The sequence below is a fragment of the Duodenibacillus massiliensis genome, assembly GCF_900128485.1.
In the GTDB taxonomy this organism is placed as follows: domain Bacteria; phylum Pseudomonadota; class Gammaproteobacteria; order Burkholderiales; family Burkholderiaceae_F; genus Duodenibacillus; species Duodenibacillus massiliensis.
The window spans coordinates 32,893-57,486 of record NZ_LT635857.1 but is presented as its reverse complement, the minus strand read 5'-3'; the positions used below and the strand labels follow the sequence as shown (position 1 = coordinate 57,486).

The window sequence follows — 24,594 nt, the reverse complement described above, 5'->3', positions numbered from 1 at the left end:
CGCTATGACAACCTGCATCACGGACAAAGAATTTCAGGCACTGAAAAACAAACCCAGCAAAGGGATGGGCCACACAGTCGCCACGCTTGACGCCGGAGGCTCCCTGCTGCTCATTGTTGAAAACGGCGTTAAGGGGATGCGCCGCCGTTGGGTGGTCAGATACAACCCCCAGCCAGGAAAACGGGCTTATAAGGGGCTAGGCAATCTTGCCAAACTACCCAGGCTCAGGGACGCACGAGACTCGGCCGAAGCATTCGTAAGGGGTATGAGGGAAGGGGTAGACATCCGAAAGACAAACGACACCTCACCAGCATCGAAAACGATAACGGCACTTCTCCCACGATGGATTGAAGCGTTAACCATCGCACGGGACGGGCGCGGGGAGAATCCGGAATTGACTGCAAAGCGGTTCCGCAAACACTTTCTCCCGACATTAGGGAAGCTGACGCCCGATGATCTGACGCCCGAAATTGTCGCGGCCGCTCTGAACGGCGTAGAGGGGAAGCGGGGGACTGTCACAAAGGTAACACAAATTCTTAACAACTTTCTAAGTTGGTGTATTGCCGCTCACCACAAGACAGAAAACAGTATGCCGACCTCGGCCAATCTCTTAAAGCCGTTTTTGCGGCAACGGCCGGACGATGCTGAGGTACAGCCGTTTTTACTGCCAGCGGATATGCCGCGTTTTATCGCGGTCCTTACAGCACCGGAATCGATGCACCTTGTCGGCTCCCTTGCGCTGCTCTTTCTGATTCTTTGTTGCGGCCGCTCCGCTATGGTCAGAGGGGTGCCGCTGAGAGGGGTGCCGCCGCTCACCTGGGGTCAGCTTGAAACAAACCCCGATGACGGTCAGACCGTTTTGCGTATCCCGGCCGCTCAGATGAAAATCAAAAATCAGGGAGATTTTTATGTGCCCCTGAGCAAACAGTGCTGCCAACTGCTTGACTACGTGCGCTCCCTGGGGCTTTCTGATTCAACGGACGACACTGCACTCGTGTTCCCTAACAGTCACGGCCGCCCCTTATGTGAAAACACGGTTAACCACCGAATAAAGGCGCTCGACAAGGCAGACATTGAAGCGGGCGGCAAGGGCTTCAGGGACCCCAACACCAGGGGTGAAAACGGCGCCCCGAAAGTCGCCGTGCAGCACGGTATCTGCCGGGCTACGTTCATGACGTGGGCAGTCGAAAAGGACGTTAGCAATCGGACGATAGCCGAAGCGTGTTTGAGCCACCACATCATGGGCGACCAATACAAGGGAGCCTACAACCGTTCTCCCTACTACCAGGGCAGAAAGAAACTTCTGCAGGAATGGGCCGATTTCTGTTTTTCGGAAGCCGGGGACGTTTTCGCAAAATCCGAGTGAAACACCCGGGGTGGGTGACACACATCCATGTACATTGCTCTTAAAAAACGTGGGAACGGTGGGAACGTGGGAACGGAAAAATAAAACCGTTAATAATTAGTATATTACAAGAAAAATCCGTTCCCAAAACAGAAAAATGAATTGGGAACGGTGGGAACAAAAAGCGGGAACGGCGTGAAAATCTAGGTGTTAATACCTAAGTTTTGGCGCCGTTTTTGATTACTACCGGATGAACACCTTGTATTTTTCCTCCATCATCATCAAGGCCAGTTTCCCCGCCTGGGAGTGTTCTTCCCCGCCTTCATATTCGAGAATGCCCGCACGCTCGGCAAAGTCCTCCAGTAATGAGGCCACAGCAACGCGCTTGCCGGGCGGCGATACAGTTGTCGTTCTTGCCTGAGCACCCGGACTGCTGACGCCCTCCCGGTGCTGACGGTACCTTTCTAAGTCCAACATGGCGCCACCTCATGCGTTTTTCAGCAAATCGAGAATTTCTTGTTTTTGGCTATCCGTTAACGGCGCCCCGTTCTTCACTGCCTGGGGAAAAATCGCCTTATAGCGGCTTTTTGGCAGCAGGGATTTTGTGTTTTCGTCCCTGGGCCTGAACTCCCGGCGACTCTTGTCATTGAAATACAGGGCATCGACATTCATGAGTGCTGCTTCGACATCGGCGGCCACGGCCCCCATTTTGTTAATTATCTCCCGAAACTTTCCGGGCTCATAGCAGGCCAACACCCGTACTTTTTCGGCAAAGACAAGGGCAGAACACTCTTTTGTCTGAGGACTGTAGGCATCGGATTTTTCAGCCAGCTTGCCGCCTTTAAAGTACAACCGCTTCGCCTTTTCTTCATCAACAAAGGCCAGGGCGTCCAAACAGTCCCGGATACGCTCCCGGCGACTGCCTGCTCGTGAATCCCAAGCGGCGAAACAACTCAGGGCCGCTGCCTGGGCCTGACGCTCCTGCCAGGGCAATACCCCGTAGTTTGTTGCCAGCTCCCCGGCAAAGGCAAACGCGGCAAAAAAGCGCAGCACTCGTTGCTGCTGATTGTCCAGCACTCGGCCAGCCGAGGCCATTGCGCTGAAATCGGCGGCATAACCTGCAAAGTTTTCCCGGATACTTTCGACCCCATGGACTTGCACGTCCTCCAGCAGCTTTTTAATAAAGGCTCTCCCGGCCGCGCCCTGATACTTCTGAGCGGCTGCCGTGTATGCATCGACTACAGCCTCGGCGGATTCGCCTTCAGCCAGTTGGCTCAAAATGCCGTTACCAGCACCTACATCGGCGGGAATGTTAATCAGCCGGATTTCTTCACCCGCTGCCGATGCTTTCCCTGTCTTTTCCCGTTTGGCTTCATCGGTGGTTTGCTCTCCCGTTGATACCAACGTTAAAGCCCAGGTGAAAACCTTTTTGGCGCCGCCCTTTGTTGTCATACGTCCTTTCCCCCGGCCGTTGGCAATCATGTACAGCAGCTCCATCGTTTTGCGGTCAGCCTGGGAGATTTCATCCAGCACCATTGGCAGAGAGTTATGTGAGGACGCCACGAGCTCGGCGAAATTATCCGTTAGCCGCCAAGTGCCAAACCTGCTGCCGAAAATAGACGCCGTGCCACGGGCTGCCGTGCTTTTGCCGATTGAACTCCCGCCGTAAAAGTGCACGCCCGGGCTATTCTGTAACCCCAGCAGTTGAATCATGGGGGCCGCGAATCCGACACACAACGACAACATAAGTCGATCTGACTTCAATGCCGTGAGTCCTATGCTCTCCTGCCACTGCTGCAACGTCCCTTTTACTTCAAATGATGGTGCCCCTTCAGGGAGGTCCATGCAATAGCGCTCTTTTGCGTCCTCCCCGGGCGCCATCATGACGCCGTCAGGGAAGGCGAAGGCCGTGAATTGATCCGACAGCCAGCCGACACGAGTCACGCGTCTAACCAGGGGAATGCCTTGTTGTTTGTAGTTCTGAAACACCGCATTGAGGTAATCGGGCACACGACTCTGCCGGGCTCCAGGCGCTTCATCAATGGATAGTCCAAGCCCCCGCAGTTTCTCTGCAGCCGTGCTCAGTTCATCCAAGCCGATGCGGACCGCCTTTAAGTTACCCACTGCGTTATGAAATTCGGCCGTAATGCCGAAGCCTTCACCGTTCACATCGTAATCAACGGCACTCACACGCAGCGGGGCGCAGATTCTTCGGACATCTATGCCGCCTTCCGTGCGCTTTTCAAACCACACCCCGGGTTTTTCTTCGCCTTCCGGCTCAAGCCGATAGCTCTCACCGCCGTTTGCCTTCGGGATAAGTGAGCCGATGAGAACAACCTCTTTCGGCGCCTCAGCCTGTAAAATTTCAGTAGTGGTTTTAACGTCTGTCATGGCGTTATCACTCCATTGTGTGCCTGCAACGCGAGCAGGTCATTAAAGTCCGTAGGCACTGCGCCTGCGGATTTTTTTATCTGTTTGAATGTTTCGTAATCCCCGGCATTGAAGCGCGGGATATAGATGCCCGGCGTCATAGGACTGCCGCTCCTGCGGTCCGCACCGAGCTCCAGCCAGGCGGCCTGAGCCTTATTGCTGCCTATGCCGCTCGGGTCCCTGTCCGCATAAAAGGCCAGCAGACTGGAGGGGAACAGGGCGCAGACCGTTCGGGCTGCTGCCGACAAGTTCCCCGCCGACATTGCAGCCACGCACGGCACGCCGTACAACCGGGTAACACTGAGGGCAGTTGCCACGCCCTCGGCAATTCCGATCACCTGGGGGCACACGGGCTTTTCATGAGGGCACCACACGGCGCCACGGACCGAAGCCCCTCTCAAGAAAGTTTTTGTCCCGTATTCGTCAATCAGCTGCACCGAGCTCACACCCTGTTTCGTCACAAGCGGCGCCACCAGGAGACGGGCGCTTTTCAACTGCCGTAACCCCTGGGGCGGAGAGTCAATGCCGCCCGCTGCTATCAGGGCCTGCGCTTTTTCTTTGCTGATCTCCAGCAGGGAAGGGGCGGCAAAGGCTATCTGCTTCAGCCTCAAGTAACCGTGCACATCGTCCCCCAGGTACGGGCGGGACGCCTCCACGATTGAACGGGCGACCGCTGCCGCTTTTTTCCGGCAAGCCTGTTCCCGCGCCCACTCAGCGGCACGGGCCCTTTCTGCCTCAGCCTTCAGGCGCGCGAGCTCCCTGCGGTCAATGTGCTGCCCGGGAATCCAGCCGTAGACCACAACGGCCATTACTCCTGTTTTCCAGTTCATCACCGCACAGCCCCGGCCGTCCGGAAACTGATAAACGCGCCCGGCAGCTTTCCCCCGGCGATCATCCTCGGCCTGTATCGCCGTGTAACGGCCTTTCAACGCTCGCGGCACGGCTATACCGACAACCGCACAAGCCTCAGCCAGTGTGGGATAAATGGCGCCGATTCTCTGAAAGTTACTCATGCTTCAGCCTCCACCGCCAATAAGTCGGGACTGCGATAAACCCATCTGAGCGGCCGTGCCCGACCACAACATCGACAAGAGCAGGAAACAGGAGCCGCCAAAGTTTTCCTAACATTGCGACCTCCCTGAGTTATTTCCGGCCAGCATTCGGCAGCCGTCTGCCTGCACCTGAGCATCAGAAACAAGCCGGATCACCGAGGCCAGCAGCCCCAGGGCATTCCCCAGCTTTTGACGGTTAGAAAAGCAACGGTCCTCACGCTCCCGGGCCGCGATCTCGGTATCTGCCAGGCAGTCCAGTGTGTCGGCAGCCGCATTCAGGAGAAAATCAGCCTCAATTGCTGCCTCAGACCGTTCAGCGGGACTCAATGAGGCCAGGCGGGCCACCATCTGCCCGAGCGCCGTATCGGTTGCAATTGCATTGGCTGCTGTCTGCGCGTTGGGCGCCAAGTGTTCACACTGTTTCATGACAGCACCTCTGCTTTCTGCTCAGCAAGTGTTTGGACGCCGTACATCAGGAGTTCCACAACGTCCGCTGCCCGGGCGATCTCCTGGGGCGCAGTGTTGGGATGGGAAATAACGGCGTGTGCGGCCGCAACGGTTGCAAGTCCGTCTGCGTAGTCAACGCATTGACGCAACGATTTAAGGCTCATGGCGTGCCTCCTAGAGAGATCGGAATAGCTGCACACCCTTCCGCTAAAGGGTGGGCAGCACCGCGCGGGTTAGCGGACTGCTCTCTAGGACACAGCAACCCCGAAGGGTTCCCGCGCGGTACGCCCGTACAAACTACGGACGCAATAACGCCACGAATTGAACAAACGCCAAAAAGAAAAACGCCACGGGAAGGCGCGGCGACTGTTCGCCTAGAGAATTGCAAGCCGCTACGCTCGCACCCGGCCACGCGACCAGGTACGGGCATTTTATGGCAATTCCGTTCTATCCTGCAAGCGTTCGCCTCAGTTTTGGCACAATGTGCACTGCGGCCTGCATCCCTGACACCTGTCCCCGTCACTCGCCAAAGTTCCCGGGGACTAGTGCCACAAGCGGCCGCATTGTCGTTTTTCGGCATGATGCTCATAACCGCTCCCCTGCCTTCGCTTTCCGGTCAGCCCAGGAGATCACGTCCGCCACCTTCCAGCGGCACAAGCGGCCGATCTTCAGCGGCTTCGGAAAATCGTAAATTTTGGTGAGCTCCCAAAACTTTGTGAGACCAAGCCCCAGTGCTGCCGCACACACTTTGCAGTCGCAATAACGCCCAGCGCCCAGGGCGCCCGCCCGTTCTTCAACGTTCTTTGCCTTTTTCTCTGCCAGGCTAGGAACGGTTCGTTCTTTGCTTTCGTCCATTTGTCACACTTCCTCGTGAATGGCTTGTTTTGCCTCGGCGCCAATCGCCTCAGCACAAGGGGAATTCTCGGGACGAAAACAGCGAAAAAACAGAGGGAGCTTTTTAAAACCGGGGGAGGTTTTTGCCTTCAGCCCCGGGGGCTTCAGTCTGCGAAATCGGCAGAAAAGCCAATAACGGCGCGGTAGAAAAATGGGGTGGGGTTTTCTGAAATTGCCCTGAAAAAAGGCGGCAAAAAAATTTTTAAGCGGCCTTAAAAGCAAAACCCCCGCCGAAAACCAGCGGGGATTTCACGAAAACCGGGGGAGGTTTGTAGAAAAACAGGGGGAGGGTTTTTGCACCGGGCGGCGCCGCATGAGCAAAAACCCAATACACAAAGGGCGAAAAATAGGGGGGCTATTTTTTCTTGCCGTATGGCCGCCCTGGTTTTGCCTTAACGAAAAAGGCTTTAAAGGCTGCACACTGAGCTTCACTTACTCCGCCCTTAGTGCTTGTTCCCCAGCCGCTTTCTCTTTCAAGCCCGCTTAGGACTTCTTTAATTTTCTCATCCTGAGCATCCTTGTCCAAGAACAACAATGCCGCTCTTAAGAAATCAGCAAATGCAGGCACACGCTCTGCAATTGCGTGTAAGTCTGCCACCGTCACATGAGGGTGCATTTTCTTCTGAGGAAATACCTCAACATCATCGCTTTCGTGAGTGGCCTTACAGGTGTCCTCTTCGCCCCATAGGTATTGAGTCAGCACCTCATCTGCCGTAACCTTCGGAATGCCGTTTTTATCAACGTAGCTTTCTATGTGTGGCATATGGTTAAACCATTGCGGGAAGGTCATGGCCTTGTAATTCTCTAGCCACCAGCAGAAATAGGCCTGTTGCGGGAACAGAGCATCATCATCGGTATATGCGTTAAAGTCATTGCGCCACGTAAAGCCAAACAACTCGTATTGAAAGAACCGCTCATTGCGCCTAATGCAATTTTGCAACGACTGCCGCACTGAACAAAAAAGAGGATCATTGACATCATTGAGATCAATGCCAAATTGTCCCCGCTTAAGTTCCCTATGCTGATAACCACAAATGGCTTCAGCCGCATCATCTAATGAGCACAGGTTGTTTGTAGGAACATCGTCCCAGGGAGCCCAATCACTAACATCTGTTGGCTTCATCAACGCCTCACACCGCCCCGGGAATAAGAGATAAGGCGGCGCGCGTACGCCCGATAACCGAGGCGGAAGCATCGAACGGCCGGGGGGTAGCTATTTCCCCTGGGCGCGCCTTCGGTTATCTTATCGCAATTCGCCGTATTTGCCTGCACTGCCACGCACTCATAACGGCCACGGCGCCGTGCAGAGTAACCAACCCCCCGTAGCGGCGCCGTAGTGCCCCGGCCCCGTTCGTCTCTCGCGCGCTTGCGCGGACTTGTCACCAAACTCAAGGAATCGGCGCCACCTGGGGCGGACAGATTGAACTATTCGGGCTCGTTCGCCTCTCCCGCGCGCACGCGCCCCCGCGCGGACTGGTGCAAAAATTCAAAAAGCACCAATAAATGCAGGGGGTTCAAAAACTGAGTGCCGTAAAAACGGCATCGGCTCAAATACCGCAGTTCATCGCTTCTCGCGCGCGCCCGCGCTGTCTTGTCGAAAAACTCTGAGCAACGCAACGACCTATAGCCAGGGCCATTGCAGCCCCCTAAACCTTAACAATCCTTAACAGGCTCTCCGCCATTGTCTCCGTGCTTCCTGCTTCATCACGAAATCTTCAGTGAGTGCAGTTAACTGCCGTTCAACCACGGCATATTGGCGCCGCAGCTCAGAAAAGGTTGTTTTGTGCATCCCTTTGGGCCTGATAAGCCAAGCCCCGATGCGTGACTCTATCTTGTGCCTTTTGTTCAGCAACCGATCTAAGCGGCCGTCCCGCTCGGACTGATACCCCAGGCGGAGGCAATGACGGCACCCGACCACATCATCAGCGACAATGGCCCCGACACGGCGCCCGCAGTGCGGACACACAAACCACAGCCGGAAGCCGCCATAGTTGCAAGGCTGCCTGACTATCTCCACTTCAGCGGATACCGGGCGAAACGGCTCCGACTCTGAGCGCCTTCGGGAGTAGGACACAAGGACTTCATTGCCTTCGCGCCGCACCTGGGCGGCTCCAGCGGGCCTGCCGCCGTAATTCCAGGAGATAAACAGACCACACACCAGTGCATCCCAGTTGCTTTTAACCCAGCCAATGGGGATATTTCGCACTAATTCGACCGTCCCCCGCCGTGCCTGCATTGTTCGCCCGCTACCGTAACCGCCCATAAAACACCGTCCCTCGCGCGCGCACGCACTTTTTTTCACAAATCCCTAGTGAAATTTACCCCATCCGGCTGCCTGGGATAGGGGAACAGTGCCAAGCAATTCCCAGGGGTAGCAGGAAAAACGGGAACAACTGCAACAGTCTGAAATCTTCAGGAAAACTCAACAACAACAACAACAACAACTACTACTACTACTACTACTACTACTACTACTACCTTCCGTTCCCACCGTTCCCACAGCGTTCCCAAGCCGTTCCCAAGCTGAAACACACCGCAAACCCGCGCCGTTACTGAGTTTCCGCAATTCGTTCCCACCGTTCCCGCTTTTTGGGGTATATTTTCTCTGCACACTTTGACGAACACCACGCGAATCGGTGCGATTTAGCCCGATAGATGGGCTAGGTAAAACTACCTAGCAACTCGGCAAAGTGAATAGAAAATTGAATATATTTTTAAAGTGCTCTTCGCTAAGCCGCATAAATGCGGCATTGATGGGTGCTCGGCGGAGGCACCAATTCTGAGAGCCCGCGGGCTCTTTTTTGTCCGGTTACAGCCGGTTCTCTGCGGTTTGGAGGCAGTTTGCCGTGTCAAGCGTTATTGCCGTCAAAGATCTCTCGTTTTCCTACACGGGGACCGCACCGTGGCTTCTTGAGAATATTTCGTTTACGGTGCAAGAGGGTGACTACGTGTGCCTGATGGGCGCCAACGGCTGCGGCAAAACCACGCTCATGAAGATGATCCTGGGCTTTATCGAGCCCGGCCGCGGCACGGTGACCGTGAATGCTCCCTTGTCGGGCTACGTACCTCAGGCCGATCCCGCGGCGATGAGCGCCTTTCCGATTACGGTCTCTGAGGTCTTAAAGGGCTATGCGGCACTTTGCAGGGCCGGCAAAGACGCATCCGAGCACGTGCTCGCCACTGTCGGAATGGCCGCTTACCGCAATGCGCTTATCGGCACGCTCTCAGGGGGGCAGCGGCAGCGCGTTCTCATTGCCCGGGCGCTTTTGGCGCAGCGTAAGCTCCTGCTTCTTGACGAACCCTCCACGGGCTTAGACAAAAAGTCCGCCACCGACATCTATTCGCTTTTAAAGCACTTAAACGTGAGCCACGGCGTGACGGTTGTCAGCGTTGAGCATAACTTTGAGGCCGTGCGGGAAAACGCCACGAAAATCGTCGCGTTTGCCGAGGGGCATGCCCGGACGATGACGCCCGACGCCTATTTTGATGAGAAACCCTGGCTGGAGTAGCGCGCCATGACGGAACTCTTTTCCTATGACTTCATGCAGAGAGCGCTCACAGCCACCGTCTGCATGGCAGTGCTTTGCCCGGTGATCGGGATCTTTCTCGTTTTAAGGCGCACTTCGATGACAGGCGACGCCCTCGCGCACGCGTCCCTTGCGGGCGTTGCCGTGGGCCTTGCGGGCGGCGTCAATCCCGTCGGGGCTTCTTTTATCTTTACGTCGGCTGCGGCACTTCTGATTGAAGCGCTCAGGGGCCTGTTTAAAAACTTTTCCGACCTCATTCTCACGATTGTTCTGGCGCTTTCGGTCGGCATAGCCGTAACGCTCATCACCTCGGGTGCGGTGCACGCGAACGCCGAGAGTTTTCTATTCGGCAGCATCCTCACGGTCACGGACGAAGACCTCGTGATCGTGGGGCTTCTCACCGCGGCGGCCCTTCTTCTCGGGTCACTGAACTACAACGCCCTGGTCTGCATCGCCTTTGACGAAGAGGCGGCGCGTGCCGCGGGCGTTAAGGTGCGGCTTACCGCTGCGGTCTTTGCCCTCATCTCTGCTGCGGCTGTTGCGTCATCGATTCGGGTGGCGGGCGTACTTGTGATGAGTTCGCTGCTCACGGTTCCCGTTGCCACGGCACTGCAGTTCCGGCAGGGCTTTGCAAGGACCCTTGCGGCAGCCATGATTGTGAGCCTCATTGACAGCGTGGGGGGGCTCATGCTTGCTGCAATCGTGGACGCGGCGCCCGGGGGCCTCATTGCGCTCACGTCCGTGGCGGTCCTTGCGTTCGTAATGATGGGGCGCTTCGTTCTTTACCGGCTGCGCCGCGGCAGCTCCTCATCCTGACGGTCGGTGTCGTATGGGTTATTGGGTAATAACCCTAGGTTATTTATCGTGGTCAGTGCGCCTAGAATCCTTCCTCGAGGTGCCTGTCATTTCCCCGAGAGGCGCCAGAAACAATGGGTCCGGCAATCCCAATCGGGCCCGCAGCAACCAGAAGGAAGGAAAGTATGTCATTACGGATCAAAGCTCTCTCAGCCGCCTTGGGCGTAGCTATTGCGTCGCTCGCGTTTAACGCAATCGGCTGCTCCACGGTCATCGTCGGCAAGGACGTCAGTAAAACCGGCACGATCATCGTGGGTCACAATGAAGATAACGGCGGGCGCATTCTCTCGGCGCAGTACTGGGTGCCTGCAGCGACGCACGCCAAAGGCGAGATGATTACGTTTGAACCGACGGCCGCGAAGATCCCCCAGGTCGAAAAGACGTTCGGTTTTTACTGGTCTCAGACCTTCGATCCCAACGGAGCGAGCTTTTCCGACGGCTTTGTAAATGAAAACGGTGTAGTGATTGTCTCAAACGCCTGCACCGGGATCTACAAGGACGACATCATGCCGGTCAAAGACGGCGGTATCGGTTACGGTATCCGGCGCCTGATGGCTGAGCGCGCCACAAGCGCCCGCCACGCCATTGACATCGCCATTGACCTTCTCACGACCTACGGCTATTTCTCCGAAGGCCGCACCTATACGGTCGCGGACGCCAACGAAGCCTGGCAGATCGCCATCCACCAAGGCAACACCTGGGCCGCCCGCCGCGTGCAGGACAATGAAGTTGTCTATATCCCGAACAACTTCATGATGGATAAGCTCGATGCCACGGATACGAAAAACGTGATTCTTGCGCCCGGCATGATTGAGCGCGCCATTAAAAACGGGCGCTATAAGCCCGCTGAGCCCGGCGTCTACAAGGACTTTAACTTCCGCGCGGCCCTGGCTCCGGCCGAACGCCGTGCCGCCGACTACAACCTCTCGCGCAACAACCTCGCGTGGAAGAAGATTCTCGGACAAAACATCACCGATCCCGAGAAGTTCCCGTACGCCGCCGTTAACCCAAAGAAGATGGGCGTAGAGGAAGTGAAGGACCTTCTGAGAACGCATGAAAAGGGTATCGGCGCTGACGCCGGGTGGTACCACTACAAGGGACTGGGCCTGTGCCGTCCCACCACGCACGAGTCGGGCGTCTGGGTGATGAACGAAAATGCGCTTCTCACGACGGGGTACCGCTCAATCGCGCGTCCCTGCGAAACGCCTTATGTGCCCTTCTTCCCGCTTGCCAAGCAAGCGGAAAAAGCAGGGTTCCTCACGGCCGAAAAGGCGACTGCCGAACACTTTAAGGGGACGCCCGAACTCTTCAGCTTCAACCCCGACTGGCCCGTCTTTGCTTCCGTGGAGCTTGCCAACGCCCTCGAATATAAGCGCGGCGCCGACATGAAGGCAAACACCAAGTTGATCAAGGGCTTTGAAAAGGTCTGGGGCAAGAAGGCCGCCGAAACCGCCGCCGTTGCGCAGCAGATCTGCCGCTTCTCGCCGGAAAAAGCCGCGCGCTATCTGCATGCCTTTAATGCCGAAAGCTTTGACGCCGCAACTGCGCTTGCTCAGAAGGAAGTCGCCAAACTGATGCCGCACAAGGTTGTGGTTCTCGCAGACGTCATTGACCCCAAGAGCGATCAGAGGGTTGACGTGGTGCTTCTTTCGGACAAGACCCTTGACGCCACCAAGGTTGACGTCAAAAAGACCGTCGCGGGCGCGGGGCGGTCGTCGGTCACCACCAAGGTGACGCTTGATCAGCTCGCCAAGCCCGTTTCCACCCGCACCATGGACTTCAACAAGGACGGCAAGGCCGATATGGTCTTTAACTTTGCCGCGAAGGACCTGGCGAAATTCATGATCCCGGGGACGGTCTACGACTTCTGGCTTTATACCGTCAACGGCAAGACCCGCATCACGGGCTTTGATACGGCGCTTGTGGCGCCCGACGGCTATAAGCCTCAGAAGGCAAAGTCTGAAACGCACGACCGTTAATCGGCGTTTTCCCCGTTAACGCGTGAGCCCCGTTTTGCATGTACTGCGGAGCGGGGCGTTTTTTCCCGGTGAGTTTTTGCCGTGTTCGCGAACCGTGCCATCTCAACACGCTTTCGGTAATCTCGGAAGTCATTGAGGAGAGAATACTGTTCGCGAAGATTGAAAAACACGAATCAGACGTATGGCTTTTCCTGCCGGACGAGTGCATCGAAGACCTGAAACTCAGTGAAGGAACGCGTCTCGAGGTTGTAAAGACCGCAGCCGGTTGGTGTCTGCGTCCGCTGCGGCTTACCAGTGAGAGTCTTGAGAAACGAGTGAGCAGGATTACGCCGGACAACCTTCCGGACCGGGAGTCAGACGGGGCTGCGCTCAGGCGACACTTTCCGATATGAAAATGCCGACAGCGCAAGCACTGTCGGCTAAACGTCCCTCTTTGTCTGCATACCCATGTTACGGGCAGAGGCCTTCGGGCACTGTTGTCGGGTATTTTAGGGGCAGATCACGCTGACTGCAGCCCGCCCGTCAGTCATTCGCTTCTCACCGGCCGCATGGCGGTGAGCGTTTCAAACGCGGTCTTCATATCCTGTTGCACCAAACGTGTTTTCAGCTTAAAAAGACGGCGGTAAAGAGCGGACTTTTCAGCGTCGGGCGTGTACTGCGCGTCTTTGACGATCGTTTTGGTAAGAGCCGCTTTGGCGTCGGTGACGTCGCCCGCGGCAATTGCCGCAAAGACGCAGTTGGTGACGACGGCGCCCCCGGCGTTGCGAAAGCGTACAACGTCGGCAGCGAGCATATCGGCCTTGATCTGATTCCAGAGCGAATCGCGGCTGCCGCCTTCGGTCACCGTGATGCGGGTGAGCGGCACGCCCGCGGCGCGGTACGTGTCCGTGATTTCCATGTAGTCGTAGCCGATCGCTTCAAGCACGGCGCGCCACTGCACGAAGCGGTCATCGTCCAGGGTCATGTTCATAAAGCACCCGCTTGCGTGCTTTAACTCTCCGGCGCCTCCGGTGAGGTAGGGCAGAAACAGCACCCCGTTGCAGCCCGCGGGCACGGCTAAAGCTTTTTCCGAGAGCTCCGTGTAGTAGCGCGGATCATCGGCCTTGCCGCAGATATTGTCCTTAAACCACCTGAGCGCCAAACCACCTGTGCGGATAAAGCCCCAGTAAAAGTAGGTGTCCGGCAGCGACCCGGAATTAAAAATGAGGCCGCTGCCTTTTTTAGAAAGTTCCGGGACAATGCCTTTGGTAGAAACGCAGAACATGGCGCAGGTGCCCGCAACATCCACGCCCTGATTGGCTTCAAAAACGCCGGCGCCGAGCATCGACTGCATGGTGTCACCGGCCCCCGCGCACACGGGAGTCCCCGCCGCAAGGCCCGTCACCCTGGCAATGTCCTGCGTGACCGTGCCCACAACATCCCAGGGCTTTTTGACGGTGGGCATAAAGCGCTTGTCAATCCCGAGGATTGCGAGCTGCTCGTCGCTCCAGCATTTTTCCTCGACTTTGTAGCCTAAGCCCCAGCCCGACATTGCGCCCCAGTCGATAAAGGCGTCTTTGCCCTTGAGGCCCGCCAGATGCATGAGGATATACGGGGCGTTGTGCACAAACTTCACGCCCTTTTCCCGGAACTTGCGGGAGTTTTTGATAAACCACCGGGCAAAAAGCGCGGGGAACATGCAGTTGGCTTCCGGGTTGCCGGTCTCTTTGCCCCAAATGTCGAGGTTTTTGGCGTTGATGGCATCGGCGTCAGCCTGCGTGCGGCTGTCAAGGTAATTGATGTAGGGGGTCACGGCGTCGCCTTCAGCGTTTACGCCGCAGATACCGCAGATGATTCCGTCACCCATCACGGCGCGGATGTCGGCGGGGTCGTAGCCTTTGCCGCGGATTTCATCCGTGCAGCGCTTCATGCAGGTAAGTGTGATGCTGAGAAACTCATCGGGATCCATCTGTACCCAGCCCGGATGCGGGTAGTGCAGGGTTGTCGCGGCCGTTGCCTGCGCCAGGGGCGTCAACGACTCATCGTAAACGGCGACCTTCACGCTCTGGGTGCCGGCATCAAAGCCCATGTAAAGTTTGGCCATGACTGATCCTCATAAGTGTTCGCAGCCTGACTGCGGAAATTAAAAATCTACGGCATTGTACGTAGAAAACCGCCGGGAAACCGTAACCGGTTACGGCCGGTTTCAGACCGAGGTATCGGTTTTTGCGGCGTGTGACGCGGTGTACCGGGTCGCAGGACCCGCACCGCACTGAATCAGAAGCCCTTTTTTGACGAGCTCGGCGACGTGATAGCGTACCGTTGCCATCACGGCGCGGCTTTCGTGCTGCAGGCTCCTGACGGTCACCGATCCCTTCATCTGCGCCTGCGTGAGGATAAAGTCCGCCAGGGGCGAGAGGCGAGGTCCTGCCGATCCGAGAAGCGTGAGCCGGTCCTTCACTTCAAGCATCTGCCGTGTAAGGCTGTCGGTGAAAAAGTCAAACCATGGCTCCCACGCGGGGGCGGGGTGGGTGAGTGTGAGCTGCGTTGCGCGAAGCGCCGTGATAAAGCGTCCCTTGTCGTTATCCATGAGGCGGGTGAGCGACGCCGCAGAGGCCCAGCCGTACCCCTGCTGTAGCATGATTAAGACGGTCATGAGCTGACAGAGGCGGCCGTTGCCGCGGGCAAAGGGGCTCACTGCCGGAAAGACCGCGTTAAAGTAGGCAAGCGTCAGAAGCGGGTGCAGTTCCTGCGCGGTCAAGAGGGTATTGACGGTCGCGATGAGTTCGCGGGTTAATGCCGGGGCCTGACTTGCCGGTGCCGTTTCAAAAAAGAGGCTCCCCGGTGCCGCCCGCTCATCAAGCCCCGTTTTGTAGTCGCCTCCGCGCACCGTGCCGTCCGTCGTGTGCCAGAAAAGAATGCGGTGCAGCTGCCGCAGAAGATCTTCCGTTAACGGCATTACCGCGTAGCTTTTGACAATGAGGTCAAGCGCATCGGCACAGCCCGCGGCCGCTTCCGCGGCCTGCGTTTTGAGTTTCGTTTTCTTCACCATGAGCCGTGAGGCTTCCGGGGCCGTAAAGTCCGTGCCTTCGATTCTCAGACAGGCCGCCACGGTTTCGGCGGAGGCCGCCCGCGTCATGGCGGTGACGGCCTCGGGCTTCATCGCAAGTGCATCGCGCCAGAGCGTGAAGCGGAATTCGTCGATTGCGGCCAAAGGCCTTCTGTAGCGCCTGTCGGCCGTAAACGTCTCGGGACTTGCAATACGCATGGCTTAAAAATCCTCGCAGATACTCGCAGATAGAAAAATAACTCTTGGTCAGTATTTAGCGGATATTAGCAGAATTGACTGTCCGTAACACGCATTAACACTTTGATTTCACGGTATAACACGTGAAAACGCGGAGTTTTGCGCACCGCCGATATAATGCGCCCTGTTTGATTAACAGAGTGCGCCGCAAGGCGTGCTCTACCTGTTGCCGGCCGCACCCTTGTGTTCCGGCATAAAAACGGAATAGACAAAAAAATGACTGAAAACGCAAAAGACGTGAAGACCGAAGAAGCCGCAAAGCCTGAGGTTAATCCCCTGGAACGCTCGCTCACCCTCAAGGTGAACAACGCCGAACTCGAAGCCGGTGTGGCCGCTGAACTGAAGCGCCTCGGCAAAAAGGCGAAGCTCCCCGGTTTCCGTCCCGGTCACGTGCCCGCCGCCAAGGTTGCGGAAATGTACGGCTACGAAGCCCGTATGCGCGTGATGAACAACCTTCTTGACGCCGCCTACCGCAAGGCCGCGGAAGAAAGCGGTCTGCGTATCGCCGGCTTCCCGGAAATTGCGCCGGCTGAAGGCAGCAAACCCGGTGACGCCGAACTCGTCTTTACCGCCAAGGTCGAGGTTTATCCCGAATTTGATCTCCCGGACCTTTCCGGCCTCGAACTGAAGCGCTACAGCTGCGACGTCACGGACGCCGAAGTTGCCAAAACCCTCGACATCATGGCCAAGCAGCGTGCCACCTACACGACCGAAGAGGGCCGCGCCGCTCAGAAGGACGACCGCGTGACGGTGAACTTCAAGGGCATGAAGGACGGTGTGGCTTTTGAAGGGGGCTCCGCCGACAACTACAAGTTCATCGTGGGCGCAGGCATGATGCTGCCTGAATTTGATCAGGCCGTCGAAGGCATGAAGGCGGGCGACAAGAAGAGCTTCAACCTTACGTTCCCGGCGAACTATCAGGCCAAGGACCTCGCGGGCAAAGAAGTCACCTTTGACGTTGAATGCGTTGCCGTTGAAAAGGCCAACATCCCCGCCATTGACGATGAATTTGCAAAGAAACTCGGCATGGACGGCGTTGACGCCATGAAGGCCGAGGTTCGCAAGAACCTTGAACGCGAAGTCAAGGTCCGTGTGAGCAACCGCACCCGTGGCGAAGTGATGAATAAGCTGCAGGAACTCTGCACGTTCCGTGTGCCCTCTGCGATGATTCAGGAAGAAAGCGAACGCATGGCTCAGGCCATGATGAACGACTTCATGGCCCGCGGCATGCTCAGCAAGAAAGACCGCAACCGTCAGCTGCCGGCATCGCTTTTCACCGAACAGGCCGCCAAGCGCGTTGCGCTGTCGATGTTTGTCGGTAAGCTCATCGACGAAAACAAGATCACGGCTTCCGAAGATGATGTGAAGCGCATCGTCAAGAACGTGGCCGAAGCCTACGAAGAACCGGCTGAGATGGAGAAGTACATCCTCTCCAACCCGCAGACCGCGCAGAACTACCACAACCTTGCCCTCGAAGAACGCGTTGTGGACTTCGTTCTCGGTAAGGCCAAGACCACCGACGAAAAGCTCGGCTTTGACGATCTGATGAAGAACCCGGGCAGCCTTTAAGGCTCAGCCCCTGCCGCAGAAAGCCTCTTTCGGGGGCTGCTGCGGCACAAGTCAGAGGTGACGGTGCGCGGCATAAACTGTCGCATACCGCCGCCAAAAAGGCGGACAATGAATGCTCTCGGTGACTGCTTCGTTATCCGCTTTTTCGCTTTTTTCCGGCAAGCGCGGACGTAACGGACGGTCTGGTTCGTAATCCTTTGAAATAGACACAAAAAATAATGAATGCACAGAACATGCTGATTCCGATGGTGATCGAGCAGAGCGGCCGCGGCGAGCGCAGCTTTGATATTTATTCGCGCCTTTTGCGCGACCGCATCGTGTTTCTGTCGGGGGAGGTTAACGACGAGAGCGCAAACCTCGTCATTGCCCAGCTTCTCTTTCTTGAGAGCGAAAACCCCGATAAGGACATTTCCCTTTACATCAACAGCCCCGGCGGCAGCGTCTACGCGGGGCTCGGTATTTTTGACACGATGCAGTTTATTAAACCCGACGTGCAGACGATCTGCGTGGGTATGGCTGCCTCGATGGGGGCGTTTCTTTTGGCCGCAGGCGCCAAGGGCAAGCGCTATTCGCTGCCCAACTCGCGCATCATGATTCACCAGCCGAGCGGCGGCAGCCGCGGCATGGCAAGCGACATTCAGATTCAGGCGCAGGAAATACAGTCGTTAAAGGGCCTTTTAAACGGCGTACTTTCCGAGCGCACGGGCCGCACGATTGAAGAAGTGACGCGCGACACGGACCGCGACAACTACATGAGCCCCGAAGAGGCGCTCAAATACGGTCTGATTGATAAGATTCTCACGCACCGTACTGAATAATTTCCGGGACAGACTGTTCAATGTTTGACAAGAAGAAAACCGACGATCTGCGCTGCTCGATCTGCGGGCGGCATAAAAACGACACCGAGGTGCTCGTCGACACCGGCCAAGGGATTTTGATCTGCGACCGCTGTGTGAAGGGCCTCATGAAGGCGATGGGCATCGAAGCCCCTGCGAAGAGTCCGGCTGATGCAACGGCGGCAACGGGTTCAGAAGCCGCTGCGGCGGGCGAGACGAAGACCGCGCAGGAACCGGCGGCACCCGAACTTGAGGGGAAGCTTCCGACGCCGCAGGAACTCTACGCGCACCTCAATAACTACGTGATCGGTCAGGAAAAGGCCAAGCGCGTGTTGTCGGTCGCTGTTTACAACCACTACAAGCGCCTGAGGCACGCCAACGACGACGGCGTCGAGCTTTCCAAGTCAAACGTGCTGCTCGTGGGCCCGACGGGGTCGGGAAAGACACTTCTGGCGCAGACGCTTGCCCGAGGGCTTAACGTGCCTTTCGCGATTGCGGACGCGACGACCCTTACCGAAGCCGGCTACGTCGGCGAAGACGTCGAAAACATCATCCATAAGCTTTTGCAGGCCGCCGACGGCAACGTCGAGCGTGCCCAGCGCGGCATCGTTTACCTCGATGAAATCGACAAGATTGCCCGCAAGAGCGAAAACCCCTCGATTACGCGTGACGTTTCGGGCGAGGGCGTGCAGCAGGCGCTGTTAAAGCTTGTGGAAGGCACGCTCTGCAACGTCCCCGCCTCGGGCGGCCGCAAGAACCCCCGCGGTCAGATGATTGCGGTGGATACAAGCAACATTCTCTTTATCTGCGGCGGCGCCTTTGACGGCCTGGAAAAGATCGTGCGGCGCCGGTCGGTGAAATCCGGCATCGGCTTTTCCGCGCAGGTAAAAAGCGAGAAAGAGGCGTCGCTCTCGGAACTTTTGCAGGACGTCGAGCCCTCCGACCTTGTGAAGTACGGCCTGATTCCGGAACTCGTGGGGCGATTGCCCGTGATTGCCGTGCTGCAGGAACTTACCGAAGAAGGCTTTGTCTCGATTCTCACCGAGCCCAGGAACGCCTTAATCAAGCAGTTTAAGGAGCTCTTTGCGATGGAAGGGGTGGAGCTTGAGGTCACCGCCGACGCTCTCAAAGCCATTGCGCATAAGGCGATGGAACGCAAGACCGGTGCCCGCGGCTTAAGAAGCATCGTGGAAGCGGCACTGCTGGACGCGATGTTTGAAGTGCCCGCCAAGCCCGAAATCGGCCGCGTGGTGCTTGATAAAGCCACGATTGAGACGGGCGCGCCCGTTGACATGATTGCCTGTCCCCGCAAGGACCCGGTAAAGCCTGAAGCATCTCAGGCGTCCTGATCCGTTTTTTTTAACTTGTGTCGGGACGGCCTCCGTCCCGGCACAATGTGCCCCATTTTTGCCGTATTCGGGCAAGGTTTAAGCCCGTTTCCCTTTTATAGTCCATAGGTATCGGCGGGGAAGTTTTTTCCCCCTTGAAATCGGGGCTTTGAGCCCCAACATAGCCCATTACTGAAACTTTAGACGCTCAGTTTTTTGAGATTAATTACATGACAGAAAAAGAGAACAATGCGGGTGAAGTCCCGGGCGTGGTTGTCGCGCCGGTCCTTCCGATCCGTGACCTTGTGATTTTTCCGCGCATGATGCTGCCCCTGTTTATTGCGCGCCCCAAGACGGTGCGTGCGGTGCAGAATGCGATGAAAGGTGACAAGCGCATTGTGCTTGTCACGCAGCGCGATCCCAAGATGGATGATCCGAAGGCTTCGGACGTCTATGACGTGGGGACCCTTGCCACACTCATGCAGATGCTGCGCCTTCCCGACGGCACCTTAAAGGTGCTTGTGGAAGCGCACGGGCGCGTGCAACTCAGCGACATCGACGATAAGTCGCCTGAGATGACCTGTAAGGCGACGCGCCTAGACTCCACCGACATTGAAGGGACGGAAACCGCAGCCCTGCGGCGTGCGGTGGAAACGCAGTTTGTGAGTTACGCCAAGGAAAGCAAAAAGATCACCGACGAGGTGATCGCGGGCGTGAAGGCCCTCAAAGACGCCGAGAGCCTCGCCGACGCCGTTGCGGCGCAATTGCCGGTTTCCCTTGAAAACAAGCAAAAGCAGCTTGAAGAGCTTTCCGTGCGAAAGCGCCTCAATAATCTTTTGGGGCTCATTGCCGGGGAAGTGGACATCCTTGCCGTTGAAAAGCGCATTCACGGTCGCGTGAAGCAGCAGATGGACAAGAGCCAGCGCAACTACTACCTCAACGAGCAGATGAAGGCGATTCAAAAGGAGCTCGGAGGCGAGGAAGCGGCTGACGGCGACGATATCGCCAATTACAAAAAGAAGATTGCCGAATGCGGCATGCCCAAGGAGGCTCAGGAAAAGGCGCAGGCTGAACTGCGTAAGCTCCGGATGATGCAGCCCATGAGCGCTGAAGCGACCGTCATCCGCGGCTACCTCGATACGCTCGTGGAGCTTCCCTGGAAGAAAAAGAGCCGCGTGAGCACGGACCTTAAGAAGGCCGCAAAGATCCTGGACGCCGATCACTGGGGGCTTGAGAAGGTGAAGGAACGCATTCTCGAGTACCTTGCCGTGCAAAAGCGCGTCGATAAGGTGAAAAGCCCGATTCTGTGCCTGGTGGGCGGTCCCGGCGTCGGTAAGACCAGCCTCGGGGAATCCATTGCCCGCGCCACGGGACGCAAGTTTGTTCGCATGGCCTTAGGCGGCGTGCACGATGAAAGCGAAATCCGCGGTCACCGCCGCACCTACATCGGGTCCATGCCGGGTAAAGTGATTCAGTCGATCACAAAGGCGGGGGTGAGGAATCCATTGTTCCTGCTGGATGAAATCGACAAGCTCGGGCGCGACTACCGCGGTGACCCTGCGGCGGCGTTGCTTGAAGTGCTCGATCCGGAACAAAACCGCACCTTCCAGGATCACTACCTCGATCTGGACTTTGATTTGTCGGACGTCATGTTTGTGGCCACCAGCAACAGCTACGACATTCCGCCGGCGCTTCTTGACCGTATGGAAGTGATCAATCTCTCCGGTTACACCGAAGACGAGAAGATGCACATCGCCGAAGAACATCTCGTTCCTAAGCAGATGAAGATGAACGGCGTCAAGCCCCACGAAGTGACGGTGAAGGCCGACGCGATCCGCGACATCATCCGCTACTACACCCGTGAGGCGGGCGTGCGCGGGCTCGAGCGCAGCATCGGCAAGATCTTCCGTAAGGTCGTGCACATGAATGCCGAAAAAGGTGACAAGAACACCAGTGAAATCACGGTGGACGCGAAGAACCTGAGCGACTTTTTGGGTGTCAGGAAGTACACCTACGGCGTAGCGCAGAAAGAACCCCAGGTGGGGCAGGTCAATGGGCTGGCCTGGACCGAAGTGGGCGGCGACATCCTTACCGTGGAAGCCGTGGTCTTCCCGGGTAAGGGCGTTGTGCAGCGCACGGGCTCTTTGGGCGACGTGATGAAGGAAAGCGTGGAAGCCGCGCGCAGCGTTGTTCGTGCGCGTGCCGCCAAGCTCGGTATTGAAAATTCCGCTTTTGCCAACACCGACTGGCATATTCACTTCCCTGAGGGCGCTACGCCCAAGGACGGGCCCAGCGCGGGTGCCGCAATCTGCACGGCAATCGTTTCCGCGATGACCAACATTCCGGTGCGTCCGGACGTTGCAATGACCGGGGAAATCACCCTCAGGGGTGAAATCCTTGAGATCGGCGGCTTAAAGGAAAAACTCCTCGCGGCTTTACGCGGCGGTATCAAGAAGGTGCTGATTCCTGAAACCAACGTCAAGGACCTTGCCGAGATTCCGGATAACGTCAAGACCGGCATGGAAATCGTGCCTGTGCGCTGGATTGATCAGGTTCTCGAAGAGGCGCTTGTGCGTAAGCCCGAGCCCTTAAAGACCGATTCGGCTGAAAAAGCGGCGACTGCGGCGCCGATTCCTGCCGCGGGCAGCAACGCCGTGTCGGGCACTCAGGCAACGGCACATTAAGCCTTTTATGCTCTGACACGAACGGGCTGAAGCTTTTTATCGGGCTTCAGCCCTTTTCTTTACTCTGGCGTCAGAACTGAACGGCGTCATCGCCGTTGGGGGCTTCAGCCTTTATCACCAGATCCAGAACCTCGAGCGTCCACGTCTTAGCCTTCCAACGCAACCCTGTTTTGTTTGATTTTCCCTCAACGCTGTGCATGCCCCGTTTAGCACTCTTAAACCGCGGCTGACCTCCCTGATGAAGCAGCCGGCGCTCAATGCCCTGCCAGACACGTGTGGCAATTTTCTGCGCTTCGTTGATGCCGATGCGCTTTGTAAAGCCGCCCTTGGCACGGTGCTCTTTCACGACATCATGCAGGGCATACTCGGAAAGGCGGGCGGACTTCTGAATTTCCTTAAACCACTTGTTGCGGTCTTTGCCCTTGGGCATCGCGGCCGTGAGCTTTCATGCTTCAGTGCTTTTCATGGCGCGCACGCGTTTCTTTGCCGTTCCGAGAACAGCATTGAAGAGCTGGCGTGCATCGGAGAAGCAGGTCTCCAGCGCACTTTCCTGATCCTCTCCGATTTTCAGGCCCAGCTCGATGACAAAGGACGGTGTGCGCGATTTCATAGCGGCTGAATATACCTTAAGCGAAAACTATGTGCATGGTTTGGCTGCGTTTGCTCCAAGATTAAAAAATTTCGAAAGCCCGCATTCCTCCCGGGGCTCAAGCCCCGGGCTTCCTGCGGGAAATTCTGTGAGTGCCTCTTTTCGCAGAAATTTGTGTGAGGCCGCAAAACGCACCGGCGGGCGGCTCATTTCTCAGATTTCTCCGGCCTCAGAAATGCCCAAAAAGCCACGGATTTCCGGCAAAAACCTTATCTGCGCCTGCGTTCTGTCAAAGAATTGACACAATCGTGACTAAATCAGCACGAAATCGCTTCAAAACCCTGCAGGGCTTGACTTTATTGATTTTGCGTGTTGTAAAATGCCCCGCATGCATAAGGCAATGCATCAGTTAACCCGTCTGTGCCGGTACATAGCAAACGACACAGGCATAACCAAGGAAGTCTGAAATGAACAAGACTGAACTCGTTGAATTTATCGCCACCCAGGCGGATCTTTCCAAGGCCAAGGCTGCTGAAGCTGTCGACGCTTTCGTTGAAGCGGTGACCACCTCCCTTAAGAAGGGCAAGGACGTCACCCTCGTCGGTTTCGGTACCTTCACGATCTCCAAGCGTGCTGCCCGCACCGGCCGTAATCCTCAGACCGGCGCCACGATCAAGATCGCCGCTTCCAAGGCCCCGAAGTTCCGTCCTGGCAAGAGCCTCAAGGATGCTGTAAACTAACAAGCTTCACTGCTTAACCGCACTCAGATTTGTCTGAGCGCGGCAGGGATGCTTAGCTCAGTTGGTAGAGCGGCGCCTTTACACGGCGTAGGTCGGGAGTTCGAGACTCTCAGCATCCACCACAAGCCATCGGAATACCTCGGCATACATTGATTTGTCGAGGTTTTTCTTTGTCTGAATCGGCATAGAACGGCATAATCCGTACAAGTTAGTGGCGTTTTAGTGGCGGTAATAGTGGCGCTGGATTGGCAGATGCGCTGCTCCGTCATACCTTGTACAGGAGAGCATTAATGCCCAGTTTCAACAACTCAATACGGTACATAACGGGTTCTGTGGTATTCCGGCAGCAGTAAAAAGCAAAAAACGTTTCCCACAAAAACGGAAGCTAAAAAATTTGCTGCAGCGCTTGAACTCAGCCCTGAAGAGAAAAGTTCCAATATTTCTTTGGCCGAGCTTCTGATTGAGTACCGTGACCGGTGAATGTCAAGTGAGCTTTCGCCGATTTTGTTCTTAAAAAGTAGGTTGTAGTCTGAGCTCAGTGAGGGCTTTGCCCTCTCCGCCTTCGGCGGATTCACCCAGAGTTTTTTGGCCCGTAGAAAAACCTTTGATGCAGCTGTGTTGCACCGTTCGCGCGAGAGGTCGGCAGGCCGGTAGAATGAGCCTCCTCAGGCAGGAGGAGTCCGAGCCTGAGGCCCGCGGAAAACCGCCGAACGCGCTGTTGCAGCAACAGCGGGGCGTTTGTTCAAGCTGCCTTGGCATGCTTTTCCTCCAACTGCCCATTTTCGGGGTTAAGCCACACCTCTTTGATCGGCGTACAGTTCAGCACTCTCCCGGTGATCCAGCGCTCCGGATGGCGTCTGCGAGCCTCCAGCATCGTCTCCCTGCGTCGGCGCAGCACCTCCGCGTCCTCGCCGCGATAGCGCTGCCCCGGCGTTACCATGCGGATGCCGCGGTGTCTGTGGTGCTCGTTGTAGTGGTCTACAAAGCCCTGCACCCATTGCTCAGCTTCCTCAGCATTGTCGAAGCCGTCACG

Annotated in this window: 20 protein-coding genes, 1 tRNA gene and 1 pseudogene; 10 read left to right on the top strand and 12 right to left on the bottom strand. The window is 56.7% G+C overall.

Annotated features, from left to right (window positions below):
* The first annotated feature begins 4 nt into the window (after positions 1-4).
* Positions 5-1,366 carry an integrase arm-type DNA-binding domain-containing protein gene (locus tag BQ7486_RS01990; protein WP_074008777.1) on the top strand — a complete coding sequence of 454 codons (1,362 nt, stop codon included), beginning with the start codon at positions 5-7 and terminating at the stop codon, positions 1,364-1,366.
* Positions 1,367-1,588: 222 nt separating this feature from the next.
* On the opposite strand, the gene BQ7486_RS01985 is transcribed toward BQ7486_RS01990, so the two are convergent.
* The 7 genes from BQ7486_RS01985 to BQ7486_RS01950 all read right to left on the bottom strand — a co-directional run bounded on the left by BQ7486_RS01985 (position 1,589) and on the right by BQ7486_RS01950 (position 7,291).
* The gene (locus BQ7486_RS01985; RefSeq protein WP_074008776.1) at positions 1,589-1,822 is read right to left on the bottom strand and encodes a hypothetical protein; all 234 of its coding nucleotides are present in this window, start codon (positions 1,820-1,822) and stop codon (positions 1,589-1,591) included.
* A gap of 9 nt (positions 1,823-1,831) precedes the next feature.
* On the bottom strand, positions 1,832-3,736 hold the full coding sequence (locus tag BQ7486_RS01980; RefSeq protein WP_074008775.1) for a DUF927 domain-containing protein: 1,905 nt from the start codon (positions 3,734-3,736) through the stop codon (positions 1,832-1,834).
* Positions 3,733-4,788, bottom strand: a complete 1,056-nt coding sequence (locus BQ7486_RS01975) for a toprim domain-containing protein (RefSeq protein ID WP_074008774.1) — start codon at positions 4,786-4,788, stop codon at positions 3,733-3,735. Before BQ7486_RS01975 ends, BQ7486_RS01980 begins: the two co-directional genes overlap by 4 nt.
* Before the next feature lie 108 nt (positions 4,789-4,896).
* Positions 4,897-5,253 (bottom strand): hypothetical protein, encoded by a 357-nt coding sequence (locus BQ7486_RS01970; protein ID WP_074008773.1) that lies wholly within the window; start codon positions 5,251-5,253, stop codon positions 4,897-4,899.
* The gene (locus BQ7486_RS01965; protein ID WP_074008772.1) at positions 5,250-5,438 is read right to left on the bottom strand and encodes a hypothetical protein; all 189 of its coding nucleotides are present in this window, start codon (positions 5,436-5,438) and stop codon (positions 5,250-5,252) included. Before BQ7486_RS01965 ends, BQ7486_RS01970 begins: the two co-directional genes overlap by 4 nt.
* 421 nt (positions 5,439-5,859) lie before the next feature.
* Positions 5,860-6,129, bottom strand: a complete 270-nt coding sequence (locus BQ7486_RS01960) for a helix-turn-helix transcriptional regulator (RefSeq protein ID WP_074008771.1) — start codon at positions 6,127-6,129, stop codon at positions 5,860-5,862.
* Between the two features lie 394 nt (positions 6,130-6,523).
* Positions 6,524-7,291 (bottom strand): hypothetical protein, encoded by a 768-nt coding sequence (locus BQ7486_RS01950; RefSeq protein WP_143183002.1) that lies wholly within the window; start codon positions 7,289-7,291, stop codon positions 6,524-6,526.
* Between the two features lie 1,723 nt (positions 7,292-9,014).
* Here BQ7486_RS01950 and BQ7486_RS01940 point away from each other — a divergent pair.
* The 3 genes from BQ7486_RS01940 to BQ7486_RS01930 all read left to right on the top strand — a co-directional run bounded on the left by BQ7486_RS01940 (position 9,015) and on the right by BQ7486_RS01930 (position 12,529).
* Entirely contained in the window at positions 9,015-9,677 is a 663-nt protein-coding gene (locus BQ7486_RS01940; RefSeq protein WP_074008793.1) for a metal ABC transporter ATP-binding protein, read from the top strand.
* Between the two features lie 6 nt (positions 9,678-9,683).
* Positions 9,684-10,511, top strand: coding sequence for a metal ABC transporter permease (locus BQ7486_RS01935; protein ID WP_074008767.1), 828 nt, complete (start codon positions 9,684-9,686; stop codon positions 10,509-10,511).
* A 164-nt stretch (positions 10,512-10,675) separates the two neighbouring features.
* The gene (locus tag BQ7486_RS01930) at positions 10,676-12,529 is read left to right on the top strand and encodes a C69 family dipeptidase (protein ID WP_162272221.1); all 1,854 of its coding nucleotides are present in this window, start codon (positions 10,676-10,678) and stop codon (positions 12,527-12,529) included.
* A 526-nt stretch (positions 12,530-13,055) separates the two neighbouring features.
* Here BQ7486_RS01930 and BQ7486_RS01920 read toward each other — a convergent pair.
* Positions 13,056-14,612: an FGGY-family carbohydrate kinase gene (locus BQ7486_RS01920; protein WP_074008764.1), complete on the bottom strand. Its 1,557-nt coding sequence runs from the start codon at positions 14,610-14,612 to the stop codon at positions 13,056-13,058.
* Positions 14,613-14,714: 102 nt separating this feature from the next.
* Positions 14,715-15,776, bottom strand: coding sequence for a Fic family protein (locus tag BQ7486_RS01915; RefSeq protein ID WP_074008763.1), 1,062 nt, complete (start codon positions 15,774-15,776; stop codon positions 14,715-14,717).
* A 255-nt stretch (positions 15,777-16,031) separates the two neighbouring features.
* Here BQ7486_RS01915 and tig point away from each other — a divergent pair, with 255 nt between their 5' ends.
* From tig to lon, 4 genes are all read left to right on the top strand, one after another.
* The gene (gene tig / locus BQ7486_RS01910) at positions 16,032-17,384 is read left to right on the top strand and encodes a trigger factor (RefSeq protein WP_074008762.1); all 1,353 of its coding nucleotides are present in this window, start codon (positions 16,032-16,034) and stop codon (positions 17,382-17,384) included.
* Between the two features lie 218 nt (positions 17,385-17,602).
* On the top strand, positions 17,603-18,202 hold the full coding sequence (clpP, locus tag BQ7486_RS01905) for an ATP-dependent Clp endopeptidase proteolytic subunit ClpP (protein WP_022373787.1): 600 nt from the start codon (positions 17,603-17,605) through the stop codon (positions 18,200-18,202).
* 20 nt (positions 18,203-18,222) lie between these two features.
* Positions 18,223-19,569 (top strand): ATP-dependent Clp protease ATP-binding subunit ClpX, encoded by a 1,347-nt coding sequence (gene clpX / locus BQ7486_RS01900; RefSeq protein WP_074008761.1) that lies wholly within the window; start codon positions 18,223-18,225, stop codon positions 19,567-19,569.
* A gap of 209 nt (positions 19,570-19,778) precedes the next feature.
* A complete protein-coding gene (lon, locus tag BQ7486_RS01895; RefSeq protein WP_074008760.1) occupies positions 19,779-22,232 on the top strand; it encodes an endopeptidase La in 2,454 nt (817 codons plus the stop codon).
* Between the two features lie 70 nt (positions 22,233-22,302).
* Here lon and BQ7486_RS01890 read toward each other — a convergent pair whose 3' ends face one another.
* Both BQ7486_RS01890 and BQ7486_RS11860 read right to left on the bottom strand, forming a co-directional pair.
* Entirely contained in the window at positions 22,303-22,662 is a 360-nt protein-coding gene (locus BQ7486_RS01890; protein WP_074008759.1) for a hypothetical protein, read from the bottom strand.
* A gap of 15 nt (positions 22,663-22,677) precedes the next feature.
* Positions 22,678-22,842, bottom strand: coding sequence for a hypothetical protein (locus tag BQ7486_RS11860; RefSeq protein ID WP_154666300.1), 165 nt, complete (start codon positions 22,840-22,842; stop codon positions 22,678-22,680).
* Positions 22,843-23,288: 446 nt separating this feature from the next.
* Between BQ7486_RS11860 and BQ7486_RS01885 the strand changes: the two genes are divergently transcribed.
* Complete coding sequence (locus BQ7486_RS01885; RefSeq protein WP_022372406.1) at positions 23,289-23,561, top strand: HU family DNA-binding protein; 273 nt, start codon at positions 23,289-23,291, stop codon at positions 23,559-23,561.
* Between the two features lie 46 nt (positions 23,562-23,607).
* Positions 23,608-23,683 (top strand) — tRNA-Val (locus BQ7486_RS01880).
* 620 nt (positions 23,684-24,303) lie between these two features.
* Here the strand turns inward: BQ7486_RS01880 and BQ7486_RS11565 are convergent.
* Positions 24,304-24,594, bottom strand: a pseudogene (locus BQ7486_RS11565) (integrase core domain-containing protein); the annotation flags it as partial.